17 protein-coding genes, 1 tRNA gene and 1 pseudogene are annotated in these 20,202 nt (G+C 67.5%); 9 read left to right on the top strand and 10 right to left on the bottom strand.

Annotation, left to right across the window (positions count from 1 at the left end; all coding sequences use genetic code 11):
- Positions 1-201 precede the first annotated feature (201 nt).
- On the bottom strand, positions 202-405 hold the full coding sequence (locus tag ABZ953_RS09205) for a hypothetical protein (RefSeq protein WP_361719165.1): 204 nt from the start codon (positions 403-405) through the stop codon (positions 202-204).
- 430 nt (positions 406-835) lie between these two features.
- Here ABZ953_RS09205 and ABZ953_RS09200 point away from each other — a divergent pair.
- A pseudogene (locus ABZ953_RS09200) lies at positions 836-1,030 on the top strand (site-specific integrase); the annotation flags it as partial.
- A 69-nt stretch (positions 1,031-1,099) separates the two neighbouring features.
- On the opposite strand, the gene ABZ953_RS09195 reads toward ABZ953_RS09200, so the two are convergent.
- From ABZ953_RS09195 to dnaA, 9 genes are all read right to left on the bottom strand, one after another.
- Positions 1,100-1,176: transfer RNA gene (locus tag ABZ953_RS09195), tRNA-Ile, on the bottom strand.
- A gap of 127 nt (positions 1,177-1,303) precedes the next feature.
- Positions 1,304-2,026 carry a DUF3566 domain-containing protein gene (locus ABZ953_RS09190; RefSeq protein WP_361719162.1) on the bottom strand — a complete coding sequence of 241 codons (723 nt, stop codon included), beginning with the start codon at positions 2,024-2,026 and terminating at the stop codon, positions 1,304-1,306.
- Between the two features lie 18 nt (positions 2,027-2,044).
- Positions 2,045-4,648: a DNA gyrase subunit A gene (gyrA, locus tag ABZ953_RS09185; protein ID WP_361719159.1), complete on the bottom strand. Its 2,604-nt coding sequence runs from the start codon at positions 4,646-4,648 to the stop codon at positions 2,045-2,047.
- 44 nt (positions 4,649-4,692) lie between these two features.
- A complete protein-coding gene (gene gyrB / locus ABZ953_RS09180; protein WP_361719157.1) occupies positions 4,693-6,753 on the bottom strand; it encodes a DNA topoisomerase (ATP-hydrolyzing) subunit B in 2,061 nt (686 codons plus the stop codon).
- 265 nt (positions 6,754-7,018) lie between these two features.
- Positions 7,019-7,582, bottom strand: a complete 564-nt coding sequence (locus ABZ953_RS09175) for a DciA family protein (RefSeq protein WP_361719154.1) — start codon at positions 7,580-7,582, stop codon at positions 7,019-7,021.
- Complete coding sequence (gene recF / locus ABZ953_RS09170) at positions 7,579-8,700, bottom strand: DNA replication/repair protein RecF (protein ID WP_361719151.1); 1,122 nt, start codon at positions 8,698-8,700, stop codon at positions 7,579-7,581. Before recF ends, ABZ953_RS09175 begins: the two co-directional genes overlap by 4 nt.
- A gap of 81 nt (positions 8,701-8,781) precedes the next feature.
- Positions 8,782-9,666 (bottom strand): phosphogluconate dehydrogenase (NAD(+)-dependent, decarboxylating), encoded by an 885-nt coding sequence (gene gnd, locus ABZ953_RS09165; RefSeq protein ID WP_361719148.1) that lies wholly within the window; start codon positions 9,664-9,666, stop codon positions 8,782-8,784.
- A gap of 88 nt (positions 9,667-9,754) precedes the next feature.
- Entirely contained in the window at positions 9,755-10,885 is a 1,131-nt protein-coding gene (gene dnaN, locus ABZ953_RS09160) for a DNA polymerase III subunit beta (protein WP_361719145.1), read from the bottom strand.
- Positions 10,886-11,826: 941 nt separating this feature from the next.
- A complete protein-coding gene (gene dnaA, locus ABZ953_RS09155) occupies positions 11,827-13,707 on the bottom strand; it encodes a chromosomal replication initiator protein DnaA (protein WP_361719142.1) in 1,881 nt (626 codons plus the stop codon).
- A 367-nt stretch (positions 13,708-14,074) separates the two neighbouring features.
- On the opposite strand from dnaA, the gene rpmH reads away from it, so the two are divergent.
- The 8 genes from rpmH to ABZ953_RS09115 all read left to right on the top strand — a co-directional run bounded on the left by rpmH (position 14,075) and on the right by ABZ953_RS09115 (position 20,095).
- Complete coding sequence (rpmH, locus tag ABZ953_RS09150) at positions 14,075-14,212, top strand: 50S ribosomal protein L34 (protein ID WP_006381191.1); 138 nt, start codon at positions 14,075-14,077, stop codon at positions 14,210-14,212.
- Between the two features lie 21 nt (positions 14,213-14,233).
- Complete coding sequence (gene rnpA, locus ABZ953_RS09145) at positions 14,234-14,605, top strand: ribonuclease P protein component (RefSeq protein ID WP_361719139.1); 372 nt, start codon at positions 14,234-14,236, stop codon at positions 14,603-14,605.
- Positions 14,602-14,958 (top strand): membrane protein insertion efficiency factor YidD, encoded by a 357-nt coding sequence (gene yidD, locus ABZ953_RS09140; RefSeq protein WP_361719136.1) that lies wholly within the window; start codon positions 14,602-14,604, stop codon positions 14,956-14,958. The genes rnpA and yidD overlap by 4 nt, the downstream gene beginning before the upstream one ends.
- A gap of 3 nt (positions 14,959-14,961) precedes the next feature.
- Positions 14,962-16,284: a membrane protein insertase YidC gene (gene yidC, locus ABZ953_RS09135; RefSeq protein WP_361719133.1), complete on the top strand. Its 1,323-nt coding sequence runs from the start codon at positions 14,962-14,964 to the stop codon at positions 16,282-16,284.
- Positions 16,285-16,298: 14 nt separating this feature from the next.
- Complete coding sequence (locus ABZ953_RS09130) at positions 16,299-16,814, top strand: R3H domain-containing nucleic acid-binding protein (RefSeq protein ID WP_361719130.1); 516 nt, start codon at positions 16,299-16,301, stop codon at positions 16,812-16,814.
- A gap of 99 nt (positions 16,815-16,913) precedes the next feature.
- On the top strand, positions 16,914-17,621 hold the full coding sequence (rsmG, locus tag ABZ953_RS09125) for a 16S rRNA (guanine(527)-N(7))-methyltransferase RsmG (RefSeq protein WP_361719127.1): 708 nt from the start codon (positions 16,914-16,916) through the stop codon (positions 17,619-17,621).
- 285 nt (positions 17,622-17,906) lie between these two features.
- A complete protein-coding gene (locus ABZ953_RS09120; RefSeq protein WP_361719124.1) occupies positions 17,907-18,983 on the top strand; it encodes a ParA family protein in 1,077 nt (358 codons plus the stop codon).
- Positions 18,980-20,095, top strand: a complete 1,116-nt coding sequence (locus tag ABZ953_RS09115; protein WP_361719121.1) for a ParB/RepB/Spo0J family partition protein — start codon at positions 18,980-18,982, stop codon at positions 20,093-20,095. Before ABZ953_RS09120 ends, ABZ953_RS09115 begins: the two co-directional genes overlap by 4 nt.
- Positions 20,096-20,202 lie beyond the last annotated feature (107 nt).

The following is a 20,202-nucleotide window of genomic DNA, read 5'->3' as shown; positions in this document are numbered from 1 at the left end:
CCCGACCGAAGACAACGCCGAATAGTCAACCTTGAAAACCGTCGTGGCGCGAGTCACCGTGGGTTCAAATCCCACACCCACCGCGCAGGTTGAAGGCCCCTGACTAGGAACATCGGTCGGGGGCCTTCGTCATGCACGCTGCCTGTTCGTGACCGTCGTTCCCCAGTGTTCCCCGCTCGATCGGGCACGCCGGGGGCACGGTCAGTCCTCGGTGGGACTGGGTGCGGTGAGGTCGATCCATATCCACGGGCTCTGATGCCAGTCGCGCACGTTGCCTACGACTAGATCAACGGTCGCCCCCACGAGCGGCAGCTCTTGCACGAGACGCTTCACTCCCGGCTCGCTTCTGCGGCGAATCGTGTCCAGCGAGGCGCCCACGGGTTCGTATTCGTCGAGCTTTGCCATGAGGCCCCACGGCTCGTGACTCGTGATCGTTGCTTGGACTATCTCGCCTTGCTGAAGATCGCTGAGAGGGCGTCTCGGTTCATCTGCCACGGCGGCATCCTCCTCCTCAACCCACCACCCATCCCAGCTCCCATCCCGTCCGCCGTCGACCCACACTCCGTGGAGCGAGCGTGGTTCAGGGCGTCAAGGTGGAGCGCGCCACTGTACGAACAACGGGTGCTCGACTCATGACCTCCGGGGCCTATCCACAGGTGGGCGGGCGTCGGCGCAGCCGGGTGCTTGATGAGGTAGAGAAACTTGTAACAGCTCAGGCGTTCAGGGGCTCAGGGCTAGGCGTCTCCTCGGTGAGGCTGTGCTCGGTCTCAGAGGTGACACGTTGGGCTAGCCAGCCTGAGACACGTGGTCCGCCGTTGCCGCGTTGCCTTGTAGGACAGTTCGCCTGGCCCGGCACACCTGCGGGATCCTGCTCGCCTTCCTGAAAGTGCATCCCGAGGTCGCTCAGGCGATTCTCCGGCACAGCCAGATCAGCATGACCATGGACGTGTACACGCACGTCGTCGGGGACAGCGGGCGGGAAGCGGTCAGCATGCTGGCCGAGCTTCTGGAAGACCCGCTCATCGGCTGATCGCCGCCGTTGGTGTCAAGCATGGGTGACAAAAAACCCCCGGCCCTATCGGACCGGGGGTCTTCGCACTGGTGGGGCTAACAGGATTTGAACCTGTGGCCTCATCCTTATCAGGGATGCGCTCTAACCAACTGAGCTATAGCCCCGCCGCGCTGCGGTGTCCCGCGCGCTGACCTCTGAAGATTAGCGCACCTGGGCGCCAGTCCCAAAATCGATGCCCGCACGCGGGCGAACAGCGGGCGAGCACCCAGGAGAGCAGCCCGAAAACAGGCGCTACTCGTCCTCGGCCAGGGTCAGCTCGACGCCGCCCACAAAGCCCGCGGAGAGGTTGTAGATGAAGGCGCCAAGCGTCGCCAGCGCGGTCGCAAGGACGACGTCGATGATCGCGATGATCGAGGTGAACAGCAGGACGCGCGGCAGCGACAGGAAGGACTGCAGGTCGAAGCCGTTGGACTCGTTCGAGCCCGTCGCCTCGGAGATCGTGCCGCCGACCGTGGAGAAGACGCCCATCGCGTCCATGACCATCCACAGGACCGCCGCCGCGACGATCGTGCAGATGCCGAGGGCGATGGAGAGCAGGAAGCTGACCTTCATCACCGACCACGGGTCGGCCTTGGACACACGGAGCCGCGCCTTGCGCGTGCGCGGCATCGTGCGTGCTCCGGTCCGCGGCCGTCGCAGGGCACCCGTCTGGGCGCCCTGCTGATATGCCTGCGGCGGGTGGTACGGCTGGGACGACTGCTGCTGGGGCTGTCGCTCCCCGGGCAGCGCCCCGCCCGCCTGCGTGCCTTTTCCGGCCGCGTACGAGGTGTCGTACTCGCCGGAAGTCTGGCCGGCAGTCTGACCAGAAGTCCCCGGCCCTCGGGTGTCCGTCACAGTCCCCCCCTGGGATCCATGAGACTCGTGAGAGTCGTGTGCATCAGTGGCGGGGCCACGGGCACCGTCCGTACCGGTAGTGCCGGTCCGCTTTGCCTCGGCGCCCGTGGCTCCGCTCACGATGATTCACTCCTCGCGCTACTCGGCCGAGGAGTCCGTGCCCTCGTCCGTGCCGGTGGCCGGCTCGGCACCGTCCGATTCGTCGACGACGATGTCACCGTCGACTTCCTCGGCCTCGCGCCCGGCCTCGGCGTTACGAGCGATACCGACCACGGCATCGCGCTTGCCCAGGTTGATCAGTTGGACGCCCATGGTGTCACGGCCCGTCTCCCTGACCTCGTTGACTCGCGTACGAATCACACCGCCGGACAGCGTGATGGCGAGGATCTCGTCGGTCTCCTCGGTCACCAGGGCGCCGACGAGCTCGCCGCGGTCCTCCACGATCTTGGCGGCCTTGATGCCGAGGCCACCGCGACCCTGGACGCGGTACTCGTCGACGTTGGTCCGCTTCGCGTACCCACCGTCGGTGGCGGTGAACACGAACGTACCCGGACGAACCACATTCATCGAGAGGAGCTCGTCGCCGTCGCGGAAACTCATTCCCTTGACGCCCGACGTGGCGCGGCCCATCGGGCGCAGCGCGTCGTCCGTTGCGGTGAACCTGATCGACTGGGCCTTCTTGCTGATGAGCAGCAGGTCGTCCTCGGACGAGACGAGCTCGGCGCCGATCAGCTCGTCGTCCGAACCGTCGTCCGTCTCGCGCAGGTTGATGGCGATGACGCCACCCGAGCGGGGCGAGTCGTAGTCCTTGAGCGGTGTCTTCTTAACGAGGCCGCCCTTGGTGGCGAGCACCAGGTAGGGCACCGCTTCGTAGTCACGGATCGCGAGGATCTCGGCGATCTGCTCGTCCGGCTGGAAGGCGAGGAGGTTCGCCACGTGCTGGCCGCGGGCGTCGCGTCCGGCGTCGGGGAGCTCGTACGCCTTGGCGCGGTAGACACGGCCCTTGTTCGTGAAGAACAGCAGCCAGTGGTGCGTCGTCGACACGAAGAAGTGGTCGACGATGTCGTCCTGCTTCAGCTTCGTGCCGCGCACGCCCTTGCCGCCGCGCTTCTGCGAGCGGTAGTCCTCCGTCTTGGTGCGCTTGATGTAGCCACCGCGCGTGATGGTGACGACGATGTCCTCTTCAGCGATCAGGTCCTCCATGGACATGTCGCCGTCGAAGGGCACGAGCGCGGAGCGCCGGTCCTCGCCGAACTTGTCGACGATCGCCGCGAGCTCCTCGCTGATGATCTGGCGCTGCTTCTCGGGCGAGGCCAGGATCGCGTTGTACTCGTTGATCTTCGCCTGGAGGTCGTCGTGCTCGGCGACGATCTTCTGGCGCTCCAGGGCGGCGAGGCGGCGCAGCTGCATCTCGAGGATGGCGTTGGCCTGGATCTCGTCGATCGCGAGCAGGCCCATCAGGCCCTCGCGCGCGATGTCGACGGTCTGGCTGCCGCGGATGAGCGCGATGACCTCGTCGATGGCGTCCAGGGCCTTGAGGAGGCCACGCAGGATGTGCGCCCGCTCCTCGGCCTTGCGCAGCCGGTACTTCGTGCGCCGGACGATGACCTCGACCTGGTGCGTGACCCAGTGCCGGATGAAGGCGTCCAGCGAGAGGGTGCGCGGCACGCCGTCGACCAGGGCCAGCATGTTGGCGCTGAAGTTCGACTGGAGGTCGGTGTGCTTGTAGAGGTTGTTCAGGACGACCTTGGCGACCGCGTCACGCTTCAGGACGATGACGAGGCGCTGGCCGGTGCGCGAGGACGACTCGTCGCGGACGTCGGCGATGCCGCCGACCCTGCCGTCCTTGACCAGGTCGGCGATCTTCTGCGCGAGGTTGTCCGGGTTGGTCTGGTACGGCAGCTCGGTGACGACCAGGCACTGGCGGTTCTGGATCTCCTCGACCGCGACGACCGCGCGCATCGTGATGGAGCCACGGCCCGTGCGGTACGCCTCCTCGATGCCCTTTCGGCCCACTACCAGGGCACCGGTCGGGAAATCGGGGCCCTTGATGCGCTCGATGAGGGCGTCGAGCAGCTCCTCGTGGGAGGCGTCGGGGTGCTCCAGGGCCCACTGCGCGCCCGCCGCGACCTCGCGGAGGTTGTGCGGCGGGATGTTGGTGGCCATGCCGACCGCGATGCCCGCCGAACCGTTGATCAGCAGGTTCGGGAAGCGCGCCGGCAGAACCGTCGGCTCCTGGTTACGGCCGTCGTAGTTGTCCGTGAAGTCGACGGTGTCCTCGTCGATGTCACGGACCATCTCCATGGCCAGCGGCGCCATCTTGCACTCGGTGTACCGCATGGCGGCCGCCGGGTCGTTGCCCGGAGAGCCGAAGTTGCCGTTGGAGTCCACGAGCGGCATCCGCATCGACCACGGCTGGGCGAGGCGCACCAGGGCGTCGTAGATGGAGGAGTCACCGTGCGGGTGGTACGTACCCATGACGTCGCCGACGACGCGGGCGCACTTGTAGAAGCCCTTTTCGGGACGGTAGCCGCCGTCGTACATCGCGTACAGGACGCGGCGGTGGACGGGCTTCAGGCCGTCCCGTACGTCGGGCAGCGCGCGGGACACGATGACGGACATCGCGTAGTCGAGGTAGGAGCGCTGCATCTCCGTCTCGAGCCCAACGGGCTCGACACGCATGCCCACGCCGGGAACAGCGGGTTCCTCTTCGGGCGTCACAGGGGTGTTCTCGTCGGCCATTGCTGGTCAGAATCCTTTCGAGGTGCGGCTTTGTACGGGCCGACTCAGATGTCGAGGAAGCGGACGTCCTTGGCATTGCGCTGAATGAACGAGCGCCGTGCCTCGACGTCCTCTCCCATCAGCACCGAGAAGAGGTCGTCGGCCTGCGCCGCGTCGTCCAGGGTGACCTGGCCGAGCACGCGGTGCTCCTGGTCCATCGTCGTGATGCGCAGCTCCTCGGCGTTCATCTCGCCGAGGCCCTTGAAGCGCTGGACCGAGTCGTCCCTGATGCGCTTGCCGGCCTGTCGGCCGAGCTCCACCAGGGCGTCGCGCTCGCGGTCGGAGTACGCGTACTGGAAGTCGTCCCGGCTCCACTTGATCTTGTAGAGCGGCGGACGCGACAGGTAGATGTGCCCGTGCTCGACCAGCGGCCGCATGAAGCGGAACAGGAACGTCAGGAGCAGCGTGTTGATGTGCTGGCCGTCGACGTCGGCGTCCGCCATCAAGATGATCTTGTGATAGCGGAGCTTCTCGATGTCGAAGTCCTCGTGCACACCGGTGCCGAAGGCCGAGATGAGGGCCTGGACCTCCTGGTTGTGCAGGATCTTGTCGACACGGGCCTTCTCGACGTTCAGGATCTTGCCTCGGATGGGCAGGATCGCCTGGTACATCGGGTCGCGGCCGGACTTCGCCGAACCACCGGCGGAGTCACCCTCGACGATGAAGATCTCGCACTTCGTCGGGTCGTTCGACTGGCAGTCCGAGAGCTTGCCGGGCAGGGACGCCGTCTCCAGGAGGCCCTTGCGGCGGGTCAGGTCGCGCGCCTTGCGGGCGGCGACGCGGGCCGTGGCGGCCTGGATGCCCTTGCGGATGATGTCCGAAGCCTCGTTGGGGTTCCGGTCGAACCAGTCCGTGAGGTGCTCGTGCACGACCTTCTGGACGAAGGTCTTCGCCTCGGTGTTGCCCAGCTTGGTCTTGGTCTGGCCCTCGAACTGGGGCTCGCCCAGCTTCACCGAGATGATCGCGGTCAGACCCTCGCGGATGTCCTCGCCCGTGAGGTTGTCGTCCTTCTCGCGGAGCAGCTTCTTCTCGCGCGCGTAGCGGTTGACCAGGCCCGTCAGCGCGGCCCTGAAGCCCTCTTCGTGCGTACCGCCCTCGTGCGTGTGGATGGTGTTCGCGAAGGAGTACACGCCTTCGGTGTACTGCGAATTCCACTGCATCGCGATCTCGGCCGAGAGCATGCGCTCCTTGTCCTCGGCCTCGACGTCGATGACGGTGGGATGAATGACCTCGCCCTTGCGGGAGTTGAGGTACTTCACGAAGTCGACGATGCCGCCTTCGTAGTGGTACGTCACCGTGCGGACCTCGTCTTCGGCCGCCTCGGCCGTGTCCGCGCCCGCCGTGGCCTTCGCCGACTCGCGCTCATCAGTGAGTTTGATCGTCAAACCCTTGTTGAGGAACGCCATCTCCTGGAAACGCCGCGCCAGCGTCTCGAAGGAGTACTCCGTCGTCTCGAAGACGTCCGGGTCGGCCCAGAAGCTGACCGTCGTGCCGGTCTCGGTGGTGGCCTCGTGCCGCTCCAGGGGAGCGGTCGGGACACCCCTCTTGTACTCCTGCGTCCAGCGGTAGCCGTCGGTCCTGATGTCGACGGAGAGCTTGGTGGACAGCGCGTTCACGACGGAGACACCGACGCCGTGCAGACCACCGGAGACGGCGTAACCGCCGCCGCCGAACTTGCCGCCCGCGTGCAGCACGGTGAGCACGACCTCGACGGCCGGCTTCTTCTCGACGGGATGGATGCCCACCGGGATGCCACGGCCGTTGTCGATCACGCGCACGCCGCCGTCGGCGAGGACCGTCACGTCGATGGCGTCCGCGTGGCCCGCGAGCGCCTCGTCGACGGAGTTGTCGACGACTTCCTGCACGAGGTGGTGAAGGCCACGCTCACCGGTCGAGCCGATGTACATGCCGGGTCGCTTGCGGACCGCGTCCAGACCCTCGAGGACGGTGATCGCGCTGGCGTCGTACGAGGGAGCGGCCTCGCCGTTGGCGCCGGCGGCGGTGGAGGGGATGGTCTCGTTGGGGTTGCCGGAATCGGCCACGAAGCGCCCTTTCTGGCACAGCACAAGCCTGGCTCCCGGCGGTGGCCGGAGCGGCTGCGTCGTTCAGCGATAGTCAGCGTTGCTCGGTGCGTCCCACAAGTGGGGCGGGATTAGCTTCCAGTCTACCGGTAGCGCTGACAGTGATGGGGGTTTGCCGGTACCTGAGTCCTCATGTGCCGCCCTGAACCGGCCTCGGCCGACTCCCCATATGCGGCCCAGGGCTCCAGAACGCTCACAGCGGCACTCAGCGCTTCGGGCCGTCAACCCCCAGCTACGGTCGCCGACGGCCTCAGCCGTAGGTGTCGCCGGGGCCCGTGCTGCCGGGCGCACGCAGGGGTCCGAAGCGGCGCGGGGGACCACCGGGACCGAGCACCTTGATGAGGCGCACGGTGCCGTGTCCCAGGTCCTCATTGAGGCGTGCGACCAGCTGGGGGGCCATGAGCCGCAGCTGAGTGGCCCACGCCGTCGAGTCGCACTGCACGGTCAGGACGCGCTCGTCCTCGTCGTACCGCTGCGGGACGCAGTGATTGGCCAGGTCGTCGCCGACGATCTGCGGCCAGCGCCCCATCACACCGCCCACCGCGGCCGGCGTCTCCCAGCCGCGCTCGGTGATCAGACGGTTGATCGCGGATCCGAGCGGCAGCGGGTCGCGCCCGTCGGCGCGCGCGCCGGACCGCAGTCCCCCGCGCCGGGCCTGCTTCTTCTGCTGCGCCGCGTCGCCACGCGCGCGTGCCTGTTCCTTCGCCGCCCGCAGGGCGACCCTGGCCAGGTCGACGCCGGAGGGCTCCGGCGCCTTCGGCGCTCCTCCGGACGCGTCCTTGGGGGCGCCCTCCGCAGGCTTTTCGGAGCTCATACGCGGTCCACCGCGCCGTCCGACACCGAATACCGCGTACCGCTCAAAACAGCGGGGACGTCGTCGTCCACGGCGGCGGTGACAAGGACCTGCTCGCCCGGTGCCACCAGCTCCGCCAGGCGCTCCCTGCGGCGCACGTCCAGCTCCGCGAAGACGTCGTCGAGCACGAGCACCGGCTCATTGCCCTCGGCCCTCAGCAGGTCGTACGAGGCCAGGCGCAGCGCCAGGGCGTACGACCAGGACTCGCCATGGCTCGCGTACCCCTTCGCGGGGAGCCGGCCCAGCTTGAGCACGAGATCGTCACGGTGCGGGCCGACCAGGGTCACGCCCCGCTCGATCTCCTGCTTGCGAGCCTCCTCCAGGGCAGCGGTCAACTGCTCGCAGAGCGCCTCGCGGGTGAGTCCGTCGCCGGGCGCCGAAGACTTGTACTCCAGGGAGAGCGGGCCGCCGCCGGGCGCCAGCTGCTCGTACGCCTTGTCGGCCAGCGGCTGCAGCACCGAGATCAGGTCGAGCCGCTGGGCGAGCAGCTCGGCGCCCGCGCGCGCGAGGTGCTGGTCCCAGACGTCGAGCGTGGAGAGGTCCATGGAGCGCCCGCCGTGCCGACGGGCGAGCGCTGCCGACTTCAGGAGGGTGTTGCGCTGCTTCAAGACCCGGTCGTAGTCGGACCGGACGCCGGCCATGCGCGGGGAGCGCGCGGTGATCAGCTCGTCGAGGAAGCGCCGCCGCTCACCGGGGTCGCCCTTGATCAGCGCGAGGTCCTCGGGCGCGAACAGCACCGTGCGGACAATGCCCAGGACGTCACGCGGTCTGACCTGCGAGGACCTGTTGATGCGGGCACGGTTGGCCTTGCCGGGATTGAGCTCGAGCTCGATCAGTTGCTGGCGCTCGTCCTGGCGGACCGCGGCCCTGATGACGGCGCGCTCGGCGCCCATGCGCACCAGCGGTGCGTCCGAGGAGACCCGGTGGCTGCCGAGCGTGGCGAGATAGCCGACGGCTTCGACGAGGTTGGTCTTGCCCTGGCCGTTGGGCCCCACGAACGCGGTGACGCCCGGGTCGAGAGGGACCTCGACCCGGGCGTACGAACGGAAGTCGGCCAGCGAGAGATGCGTGACGTGCATGGTGTGCGCCGACCTCCCCCGGCTTGCCTCACTTGCTGAGAGGCCTGTGCGCAACCGCTCCGGTCGCGCACAGGCTGTGGATCAGTTCTCGGACTTGGACTCGACCGCGTGGCCGCCGAACTGGTTGCGCAGCGCGGCGATCATCTTCATCTGCGGGGAGTCGTCCTGGCGCGAGGCGAACCGGGCGAAAAGCGAGGCCGTGATCGCGGGCAGCGGCACGGCGTTGTCGATGGCGGCTTCCACCGTCCAGCGGCCCTCTCCGGAGTCCTGCGCGAAGCCGCGCAGCTTCTCCAGGTGCTCGTCGCCGTCCAGGGCGTTGACCGCGAGGTCGAGCAGCCAGGAACGGATGACCGTGCCCTCCTGCCAGGAGCGGAAGACCTCGCGCACGTCCGTGACGGAGTCGACCTTCTCCAGGAGCTCCCAGCCCTCGGCGTAGGCCTGCATCATCGCGTACTCGATGCCGTTGTGGACCATCTTCGAGAAGTGGCCCGCGCCGACCTTGCCCGCGTGGACCGAACCGAAGTCGCCCTCGGGCTTGAGCGCGTCGAAGACCGGCTGGACCTTCGCGATGTCCTCGGCGTCGCCGCCGTACATCAGCGCGTAGCCGTTCTTGAGGCCCCAGACGCCGCCGGAGACGCCGCAGTCGACGAAGCCGATGCCCTTGGCCTTGAGCTCCTCGGCGTGCTTCTCGTCGTCCGTCCAGCGGGAGTTCCCGCCGTCGACGACGACGTCGCCGGGCTGCAGCAGCTCGGACAGCTCGTCGACGGTGGACTGGGTCGCGGCGCCGGCCGGGACCATCACCCACACCACTCGGGGGCCCTTGAGCTTGCCGACCAGCTCTTCGAGGCTGGCGACATCCGCGACGTCCGGGTTGCGGTCGTATCCGATGACGGTGTGACCTGCGCGGCGGATGCGCTCGCGCATGTTGCCGCCCATCTTGCCGAGGCCGACGAGACCGAGCTCCATCAGAGTTCCTTCACTAGCGAGGTGGCGTTACGGCACTTTCGTACCTGCGCCCGAGCCTACGCCCGGACGCACGCTCACACCTGTGGGCTCAGCCGCTCAGACGTACAGGCATGATCAGGTACTTGTAGGCCTCGTCAGCCTCCGCGTCGAGGGCCGGCCTGCCGCTCAGGAGCGCGGGCTTCGTCGACGTCGTGAACGACAGCTGGGCGACCGGCGAGTCGATCGCGCTGAGGCCGTCGAGCAGGAACGTCGGGTTGAAGGCGATCGAGACGTCGTCGCCCTCGAGCTGGGCGTCGACCCTCTCCACAGCCTGTGCGTCGTCGCTGGAGCCGGCCTCCAGGATCAGCACGCCCTGTTCGAAGCTGAGCCGGACCGGGGTGTTCCGCTCGGCCACCAGGGCGACACGCTTCACGGCCTCGACGAACGGGGCGGTCTCGATGACCGCGATCGAGTTGAACTCCGTGGGGAAGAGCGTCTTGTACTTCGGCAGGTCGCCCTCGAGGAGACGCGTGGTCGTACGCCGTCCGGCGCCCTCGAAACCGATCAGGCCCTCGCCCGCACCGGAGCCGGAGAGCGCCAGGGTGACCGTGTCGCCGCTCGTGAGCGCCTTGGCGGTGTCCAGGAGCGTCTTGGCGGGCACCAGGGCCACAGCGGACGCCTCGGGGTTCTCCGGCTTCCACAGGAACTCGCGGACCGCGAAGCGGTAGCGGTCGGTGGAGGCCAGGGTGACCGTGTCGCCCTCGATCTCGATGCGCACACCGGTCAGCACGGGCAGAGTGTCGTCGCGACCGGCGGCGATGGCCACCTGAGAGGCGGCCGAAGCGAAGACCTCACCGGGGACGGTGCCCGTGGCGGTCGGCATCTGCGGCAGCGCGGGGTACTCCTCCACAGGAAGCGTGTGGAGTGTGAATCGCGAGGAGCCGCAGACCACCGTCGCCCGTACACCGTCTGTGGAGATCTCCACCGGACGGTTGGGGAGCGCACGGCAGATGTCCGCGAGCAGCCGGCCCGATACGAGGACCGTGCCTTCCTCGTCGATCTCCGCGTCCACCGAGACGCGTGCCGAGACCTCGTAGTCGAAGCTCGACAGGCTCAGTGCGCCTTCCTCGGCCTTCAGCAGCAGTCCTGCGAGGACGGGCGCTGGCGGCCGGGCCGGGAGGCTGCGCGCCGCCCAGGCCACTGCCTCCGCGAGTACGTCGCGTTCAACCCGGATCTTCACCTAAGCCGCCTCCTGCTGTTGCTGGCTGCTCTCGCCCGCTGGACCTGTGGCCCTCGTCGTCTGACTCGGTGTCTCTCAGCCATGCCGTGGGAAGGACACCGGGGAACAGTCTGACGCACCGCACTGACAGTCGGTGCCTGTCGGGGTCAAGTCGTGCCGAGCGGTGTCGGAGCTCCGGAGCGAGAGTTGTGCACAGCCCCAACTTCGAAACCATTTCCCCGGTCTCTCTAGTTGGGAGTAGTAGTAGGGGCTGTGGAAACCGTGGATAACCCCGTTTTCGCAGGTCAGCATCGGTTTTTTATCCACCGAGCCTGTGGGCGGAGCCCGTGGACAACCGGGGGTTTCTGTGGACGAGCGAAAGTTCTGCACACCCGATGCACAGGAGGGGGCGACTTCTCCCCAGCACTGTCCCCAGCTTTACCCAGCTTCCCCACAGGCCAACCGACCACCTTGGTGTGACGCCTTTCACTCGACCCGGTGAGAGGGCGCGTCGCGTTGCCGAACAGTGGACGGCCGTGTGGAGAAGCTGGGGAAAGCTGGGGACAACGGATCTCAGCCTGTGGGTTGCCGGTGGACAACTTCATGCACAGCCTGTGGACAAGATTTTCCTCCACAACCTGTGGAGACTCTTCGTCCACGAATCCACAGCCACTTGACCTGGCCTGATGATCCCTCAGCGGCGCCACCTGTGGACAGCGTCTGGACAACTTTCCAGTCCCCAGGGTGTGGAGGGAAAAAAGTACGCACATCTGTGGAGAACAGCCGTATGAGCAGGGGAAATCGAACAGCGGGCGGCGGTCGTACGACGTCTCTGTGCGGGTCCGCGTGCTCTGAGTGAGGCCCGAGGAGCCCTGAAACGGCCTCCACGCGCGCGTGAGCAACGAAAAAGGGCGCCCCAGGAGTTGCCCTGGAACGCCCTCAGCGAAGCGTCGCGGCGGTCGTCAGCCGTTCTTGATGCGGTTGGTGAGCTCGGTTACCTGGTTGTAGATGGAGCGACGCTCGGCCATCAGCGCGCGGATCTTGCGGTCCGCGTGCATCACGGTGGTGTGGTCGCGCCCGCCGAACTGCGCACCGATCTTCGGCAAGGAGAGGTCGGTCAGCTCCCGGCACAGATACATGGCGATCTGGCGCGCCGTCACCAGGACGCGGCTGCGGGAGGATCCGCACAGGTCGTCCACCGTGAGGCCGAAGTAGTCGGCGGTCGCCGCCATGATGGCCGGCGCGGTGATCTCCGGAGACGCGTCCTCACCGCCTGGAATCAGGTCCTTGAGGACGATCTCGGTGAGTCCCAGGTCCACAGGCTGTCGATTGAGCGACGCGAAGGCGGTCACCCGGATCAGCGCGCCCTCCAGCTCGCGGATGTTCCGCGAGATCCGCGACGCGATGAACTCGAGCACCTCCGGCGGGGCGTTGAGCTGCTCCTGCACCGCCTTCTTACGAAGGATCGCGATACGGGTCTCCAGCTCCGGCGGCTGGACGTCGGTGATCAGTCCCCACTCGAAGCGGTTGCGCAGCCGGTCCTCCAGGGTGACCAGCTGCTTGGGCGGCCGGTCACTGGAGAGAACGATCTGCTTGTTCGCGTTGTGGAGCGTGTTGAACGTGTGGAAGAACTCCTCCTGCGTCGACTCCTTGTCCGCGAGGAACTGGATGTCGTCGACGAGCAGGATGTCCATCTCGCGGTAGCGCTTGCGAAAGCTGTCGCCCTTGCCGTCGCGGATGGAGTTGATGAACTCGTTGGTGAACTCCTCCGAGCTCACGTAGCGCACGCGCGTGCCGGGATAGAGGCTGCGGGCGTAGTGCCCGATGGCGTGCAGCAGGTGCGTCTTGCCGAGCCCCGACTCTCCGTAGATGAAGAGGGGGTTGTACGCCTTCGCGGGCGCCTCGGCGACGGCGACCGCGGCCGCGTGGGCGAAACGGTTCGACGCGCCGATGACGAAGGTGTCGAAGAGGTACTTCGGGTTGAGGCGCGCGGTGGGCTCCCCGGGCCCCGTCGCGGGCGCCGGCTGCGCGGCCAGCGGGCCGGGGGCGCCGCTGGACGAGGTGGGCCCCACAGGCCCGCCCCGGTGCACTCCATGGCCCCCGTGGCCCCCGCCGCGGTGGCCACCGGGCGGCTCGGACATGTTGTGGCGCTCGCGCCGGTCCTGCGGAGCGGAGCGCTGCTGCTCGTACGGCGAACGCTCCTGCGGCGGCTGCGAGCGGTAGTCGTGCTGCGGCTGCTGCACCGGATTCGCGTACGGGTCACGTTCGGGGAAGCCGAGCCGCGGCTGCTGCCAGCCGTAGTCGTCCTGCTGCTGGTGCTGCGGCCAGGCGCCCGGGGACGGGCGCTGGTACTCCGGGTAGGCGGGGCGCGCGGTCGGCATCTGGTCGGGCCGTGAGCCGCCCTGGTGCTCGTCCGAGGGGCGGCGTCCGTAACTCTCGTAGGAGTCGTGCTCCTGACCGGAGCCGGGCGGCAGCTCGGGTTCCTCGTAGCGCTGCTGGTGGGACTGCGGGTGCTGAGGAGCGGACTGGTGCTGGATGGGCGGGGCCGGCGGGCCCATCGGCTCACCGACGGAGTCGTCGACGGTGATGGCGATACGGATCGGGCGGCCGCACTCGCGGCTCAGGGTCTCGCTGACCACCGGGGCGAGACGGCCTTCCAGTACGCCCTTGGCGAATTCGTTCGGAACGGCCAGGAGCGCGGTGTCGGCGACGAGTGCCAGGGGCTGGCAGCTCCGGAGCCACCGCTCGTCCTTCGCCTCGACGCCCTGCCCGCGGCCCTCACCCAGCAGATGTTCCAGAACTCGTGGCCACACTGCGGCAAGATCGGCAGGTACGTCAGCCACAGGGCACGCTCTCTCACGGGGTCCCACGAACGTGTGGTTCTTGGGACGGAAATCGATATGGGGAGAAGGAAGGGAACGAATCGGAGTTCCGTCACGGTAGTCAGGGCGACCGGTAGGGTTCAAGTTGTTGTCCACAGGCTGTGCACAGTGTCTCCCTTCGGTGGCCGGTTTGACCGGATGGCGCAGCCCCGCGTACCGTGACCAGGTCGAGTTGTCGATGGCTGCTGCCGCCTGCCTCCGATGGGCAAAGATCACGATCTGTGATTGTGAAGCGGTGCACTCGGTGCGTATTCGCGAGCTTCTCGTGGGCGCACGGTGACAGCCAGGCGATGTCCCGCCACCACACGATCATTTCTGGAGCCCCCGAGTGAGCAAGCGCACCTTCCAGCCGAACAACCGTCGCCGCGCCAAGACCCACGGCTTCCGCCTGCGGATGCGCACCCGTGCCGGTCGCGCAATCCTTGCGAACCGTCGTGGCAAGGGTCGCGCCAGCCTGTCCGCCTGATTTCAGTCAGGTCATGACGTCGTGCTGCCTACCGAGCATCGGCTGAGGCGGCGCGAAGACTTCGCGACCGCGGTACGCCGAGGACGCCGGGCCGGACGCCCGCTTCTCGTCGTCCATCTACGTAGGGGCGCAACGGACCCGCACGTGCCAGGGGAGAGCTCTCCCCCGACACGTGCGGGTTTCGTCGTCAGCAAGGCCGTGGGTGGAGCTGTCGTACGCAATGAGGTGAAGCGCAGACTTCGCCATCTGATGCGCGACCGGTTGGCCAAGGTGCCCCCCGGTAGCCTGGTAGTAGTACGAGCGCTGCCCGGAGCGGGCGGCGCCGACCATGCACAGCTGGCCCGAGACCTGGATGCCGCCCTGGAGCGGTTGCTGGGAGGGGGCGCGCGATGAAGTACCCGCTGCTGGCTCTGATCAAGCTGTACCAGTGGACGATCAGTCCACTCCTGGGCCCGGTGTGCAAGTACTACCCGTCGTGTTCCCGCTACGGCTTCCTGGCAATCGACCGGCACGGTGCGATCAAGGGAACGGCGCTCACCGCCTGGCGCATCCTGCGGTGCAATCCGTGGTCGCTGGGCGGAGTCGACCATGTTCCGCCGCGCAAGCGTCCGCGGTGGCACGAGATGCTGCGCGCTGCCTGGCGCGAACGCAAGGGCGGGCCCTCCGCCGCAGGTGCGCCGACCGGGGATCTGCCCCCGGGAACGGCCACCGAGACCGAGACCCCGTCCCATGCTCAAGGAGCCTGATTAGTGGACACGATTGCCAGTCTCTTCAGCTTTATCACGACACCAGTTTCGTGGGTCATCGTCCAGTTCCACTCGGTGTACGGGAAGATCTTCGGTCCCGACACGGGCTGGGCCTGGGGCCTGTCCATCGTGTCCCTGGTGATCCTGATCCGGATCTGCCTGATCCCGCTCTTCGTGAAGCAGATCAAGGCCACTCGGGCGATGCAGACGCTGCAGCCCGAGATGAAGAAGATCCAGGAGCGCTACAAGAGCGACAAGCAGCGCCAGTCCGAAGAGATGATGAAGCTGTACAAGGAGTCGGGTACCAACCCGCTCTCCTCGTGCCTTCCCATCCTGGCGCAGTCGCCGTTCTTCTTCGCGCTGTACCACGTGCTCAACGGCATCGCGACCGGCAAGACCATCGGCGTCATCGACGACCAGCTCCTGGAGAGCGCGCGTAAGGCGCACATCGTCGGTGCCCCGCTGGCCGCGAAGTTCACCGACGGCGCGGACAAGGTCGCCTCTCTCGGCGCCACCCTGACCGATGTCCGGGTCGTCACCGCGATCATGATCATCATGATGTCGGCGTCGCAGTTCTTCACGCAGCGCCAGCTGATGACGAAGAACGTGGACACCACGGTCAAGACGCCGTTCATGCAGCAGCAGAAGATGCTGATGTATGTCTTCCCGGTCATGTTCGCCGTCTTCGGCATCAACTTCCCGGTCGGTGTCCTCGTCTACTGGCTGACCACCAACGTGTGGACCATGGGCCAGCAGATGTTCGTCATCCGCCGGAACCCCACCCCCGGCTCCAAGGCCCAGGCCGCGTTCCTGGAGCGCCTGCACAAGCAGGTCGTGCACTCCAAGTCGGTGCGGGGGCGTGGCAATACGAACGTCATCAAGGCGATCGTCGCCAAGGGCCGTGACCGCAACGAGTTCGAGCGCAAGTTCATCAACGGTCTGACCAAGGCGGGCCTCGCGGCTCAGACCGACGGCACCGTGGTGGAGAGCGACAGCACCGTCGTCACCGAGACCGAGGACGGCACCCCCGCCGGCGGTGCCCCGAAGCGCCAGCAGCCCAAGCGGCAGAGCAAGTCCAAGCGCCAGACGGCCCCGACACAGGGCGCGGTCGGCGCCACCAAGGCGGACGCCGTTCCCGACGCGAAGACGTCGCTGGAGAAGACCGAGGCCGAGCCCGAGCCCGAGGACGACTCCCCCAAGACCAAGCAGACCGGTGGCGACAACAAGCAGGGCGCCAAGCCCGGCTCCGGTCAGCGCAGCCGAGCCAAGTCGGGACAGCAGCGCAAGGGCCAGCAGCGGCCCAAGCACCCGTCCTCCAAGAAGTAGAAGGAGCCCATCCAGTGACGGAAGGCACCACCACCTCCGCCGCAGCTGAGGCCGGCGACACCCTCTCCCGCCTCGAGCAGGAGGGGGAGATCGCGGCGGACTACCTCGAGGGTCTGCTCGACATCGCCGACCTCGACGGCGACATCGACATGGATGTCGAGGCCGACCGGGCCGCTGTCTCGATCATCAGCGACGTCAGCAGCCGCGATCTGCAGAAGCTGGTCGGGCGTGACGGCGAGGTCCTCGAGGCCCTCCAGGAGCTCACCCGTCTCGCCGTCCACCGCGAAACCGGTGATCGCAGCCGTCTGATGCTGGACATCGCGGGCTACCGTGCCAAGAAGCGCGAGGAGCTCTCGGAGCTGGGCGCCAAGGCCGCGGCCGAGGTGAAGAGCTCCGGCGAGCCGGCCAAGCTCGAGCCGATGACCCCCTTCGAGCGCAAGGTCGTGCACGACGCGGTCAAGGCGGCCGGCCTGCGCAGCGAGTCCGAGGGCGAGGAGCCGCAGCGCTTCGTCGTCGTCCTCCCCGCCTGATCGGCACAGCGTTTCCCGGCCCCGTCTGTTCGCAGGCGGGGCCGATCTTTGTCAGCCTGATAGACAGCCACCCCAGTGCGGTACGGAAGGACGGTCCCCGTGACGGAGGCAGCGGAACTCCCCCCGGCGCCGGAAGAGGCACGGACAGTATTCGGTGATCGCTTCGCGGACGCGGTCCGGTACGCGGAACTGCTGGCCGATGCGGGAGTGCAGCGAGGCCTGATCGGCCCCCGCGAAGTGCCCCGACTGTGGGAGCGGCACCTGCTGAACTGCGCCGTGTTGTCCGAGGTCGTGCCCGAGAACGTCACGGTGTGCGACGTCGGTTCCGGCGCCGGGCTGCCGGGCATCCCTCTGGCGCTCGTCCGCCCGGACCTGAAGATCACGCTCCTTGAGCCGCTGCTGCGGCGCACGAACTTCCTCACCGAGGTCGTGGAGCTGCTCGGCCTGGACCACGTCACGGTGGTGCGGGGCCGCGCCGAGGAAGTTCTCGGCAAGCTGCCGCCCGTCCATGTGGTGACCGCGCGAGCCGTCGCCCCGCTGGACCGCCTGGCGGCTTGGGGCGTACCCCTGCTCCGCCCTTACGGGGAGATGCTGCTGCTCAAGGGCGACACCGCCGAGGAAGAGGTCAAGGCGGCAGGCGCTGCCCTGAGCAAGCTAGGCGCGGTGGACACTTCGGTGCTGCATGTTGGCGAGGGCGTGGTGGACCCGCAGTCCACCGTCGTCAGGGTCGAGGTCGGGGAGAGCCCCGGCGGTGTGCGCTTCGCGGCGAAGCGGGCCAAGGCCGCCCGCGCCCGCCGTCGCCGCTGAATCTCTTGCAGCGCCGTCACTGATCCGTCCTGACGACGAGACGTACTCCACAAAAGCAGTCAAACGTACCCATACCGGGGTGTCGCGCCAGCGGCACCCCGGCTGCCGTGCATCGTGTTTCACGTGAAACGTCGCTCACTGCTGCATGGCATCATCAGTCGCGGCCGCGCTGCGGAACCTCGCGACCGCCGGCCACTCGGTTCCCTCGATAGGGGCACGGAGTTTTCCACAGAGGTGGATTCGTCCACAGAAGACCGGGCCTCGCTGGTTCATGAACCTCAAAGCATGGGAGGCTCTGTTCATTGCGAGCCTGATGTCGAGGAGAGTGAATCCTTGCGGTCCGACGCCAACATCGCGGGACCGATGACCGATCCGGTCCCCGGCCCCCGTACCGAATCGGCGGGGGAGGATGTTTCACGTGAAACACCGACCCCGATGGACGACACACCCATCGGTCGTGCTGCCCAACTGGCAGTGGAAGCGCTCGGCCGCGCCGGCGAGGGTCTGCCACGTCCTGAGCAGACCCGCGTCATGGTGGTCGCCAACCAGAAGGGCGGGGTGGGCAAGACGACGACGACCGTCAATCTCGCCGCCTCGCTCGCTCTGCACGGTGCCCGCGTCCTGGTGATCGACCTCGACCCGCAGGGCAACGCCTCCACGGCTCTCGGCATCGACCATCACGCCGAGGTGCCGTCCATCTACGACGTCCTGGTCGAGAGCAAGCCGCTCTCCGACGTCGTCCAGCCGGTATCTGATGTAGAAGGCCTCTTCTGCGCCCCGGCCACCATCGATCTCGCCGGTGCGGAGATCGAGCTGGTGTCGCTGGTCGCGCGGGAGAGCCGACTGCAGCGGGCGATCCAGGCGTACGAGCAGCCGCTGGACTACATCCTCATCGACTGTCCGCCGTCGTTGGGTCTCCTGACGGTCAACGCATTGGTGGCCGGCGCGGAGGTGCTGATCCCCATTCAGTGCGAGTACTACGCACTGGAAGGTCTCGGCCAGCTCCTGCGCAACGTCGATCTGGTGCGGGGGCACCTCAACCAGAACCTGCATGTGTCGACGATCCTGCTCACCATGTACGACGGCAGGACCCGGCTCGCCTCGCAGGTCGCGGACGAAGTACGCACTCACTTCGGCGACGAGGTCCTGCGGACGAGCATTCCGCGATCGGTTCGCATCTCCGAAGCCCCGAGCTACGGCCAGACGGTGCTCACCTACGATCCGGGATCGAGCGGTGCCCTCTCCTATTTCGAAGCGGCACGAGAGATCGCGCTGCGCGGAGTCGGAGTCCGCTACGACGTACAGCACGCCCATATGGGCGCTCAGAACGACCAGCACAGCATGACGGAGGGGATGCAGTGAGCGAGCGACGGAGAGGACTGGGGCGAGGCCTCGGCGCCTTGATCCCTGCGGCCCCGACGGAGAAGCAGCCCTCGCAGAGCATGGGAGGAGCCTCGGCCTCTCCCTCGGCGGTGCCGGTACTGACCGCTGAGCGGGGAGTAGCGGCCGCGAAGGTGGCGGCACTTCCACAGAGCTCTGTTTCACATGAAACGATCGAGCCGCCCCAGCAAGCGGCGGAGACACCGGAGAACCAGACCGTCGCGGGCGCACACTTCGCCGAGCTGCCGGTCGACGTCATCAAGCCCAACCCTCAGCAGCCGCGTGCGGTGTTCGACGAGGACGCTCTCGCCGAGCTGGTGACCTCCATCAAGGAGGTCGGGCTTCTTCAGCCGGTCGTCGTACGGCAGCTGGGTCCTGCGCGCTACGAGCTCATCATGGGCGAGCGGCGCTGGCGTGCGTGCCGGGAAGCGGGCATGGAGCGCATCCCGGCCATCGTGCGGGCCACGGACGACGAGAAGCTCCTCCTGGACGCGCTGCTCGAGAACCTGCACCGTGCCCAGCTGAACCCGCTGGAAGAGGCCGCCGCCTACGACCAGTTGCTCAAGGACTTCAACTGCACGCACGACCAGCTGGCGGACCGCATCGGCCGGTCCCGCCCTCAGGTCTCCAACACGCTGCGGCTGCTGAAGCTTTCGCCGACGGTGCAGAACCGGGTCGCCGCCGGGATTCTCTCCGCAGGGCATGCCCGTGCACTGCTCTCCGTCGAGGACTCGGAGGAGCAGGACCGACTCGCCCACCGGATCGTGGCCGAAGGCCTCTCGGTGCGTGCTGTCGAGGAGATCGTGACCCTCATGGGAGCGCGGCCGCAGCGAGCCCCGAAGGCCAAGGGGCCGCGCGCCGGCGCCAGGCTCTCACCGGCGCTGAGCAGCCTCGCCACTCGGCTCTCCGACCGGTTCGAGACCCGGGTCCGGGTGGACCTGGGACAGAAGAAGGGCAAGATCGTCGTCGACTTCGCCTCTCTGGAGGATCTGGAGCGCATCCTCGGCACCCTGGCTCCGGGAGAGGGGCCGGTGCTGAAGAGCGGACCGGACGACGACGAGTCGGAGAACGCCACCGAGAACGACAAGGGCTGATCCCCAGGGGTCGGCACCGCGAGAGCGGGCCGTGTCCGGTTAGTACCGGAACACGGCCCGCTCTTTGCTTTCTTACGGTTTCGATGCAATCACATCGTGGATACGAT

Origin of the sequence: Streptomyces sp. NPDC046465, from assembly GCF_040646035.1 — a bacterium.
Classification (GTDB): domain Bacteria; phylum Actinomycetota; class Actinomycetes; order Streptomycetales; family Streptomycetaceae; genus Streptomyces.
This window is presented reverse-complemented; position numbering and strand designations above follow the sequence as displayed.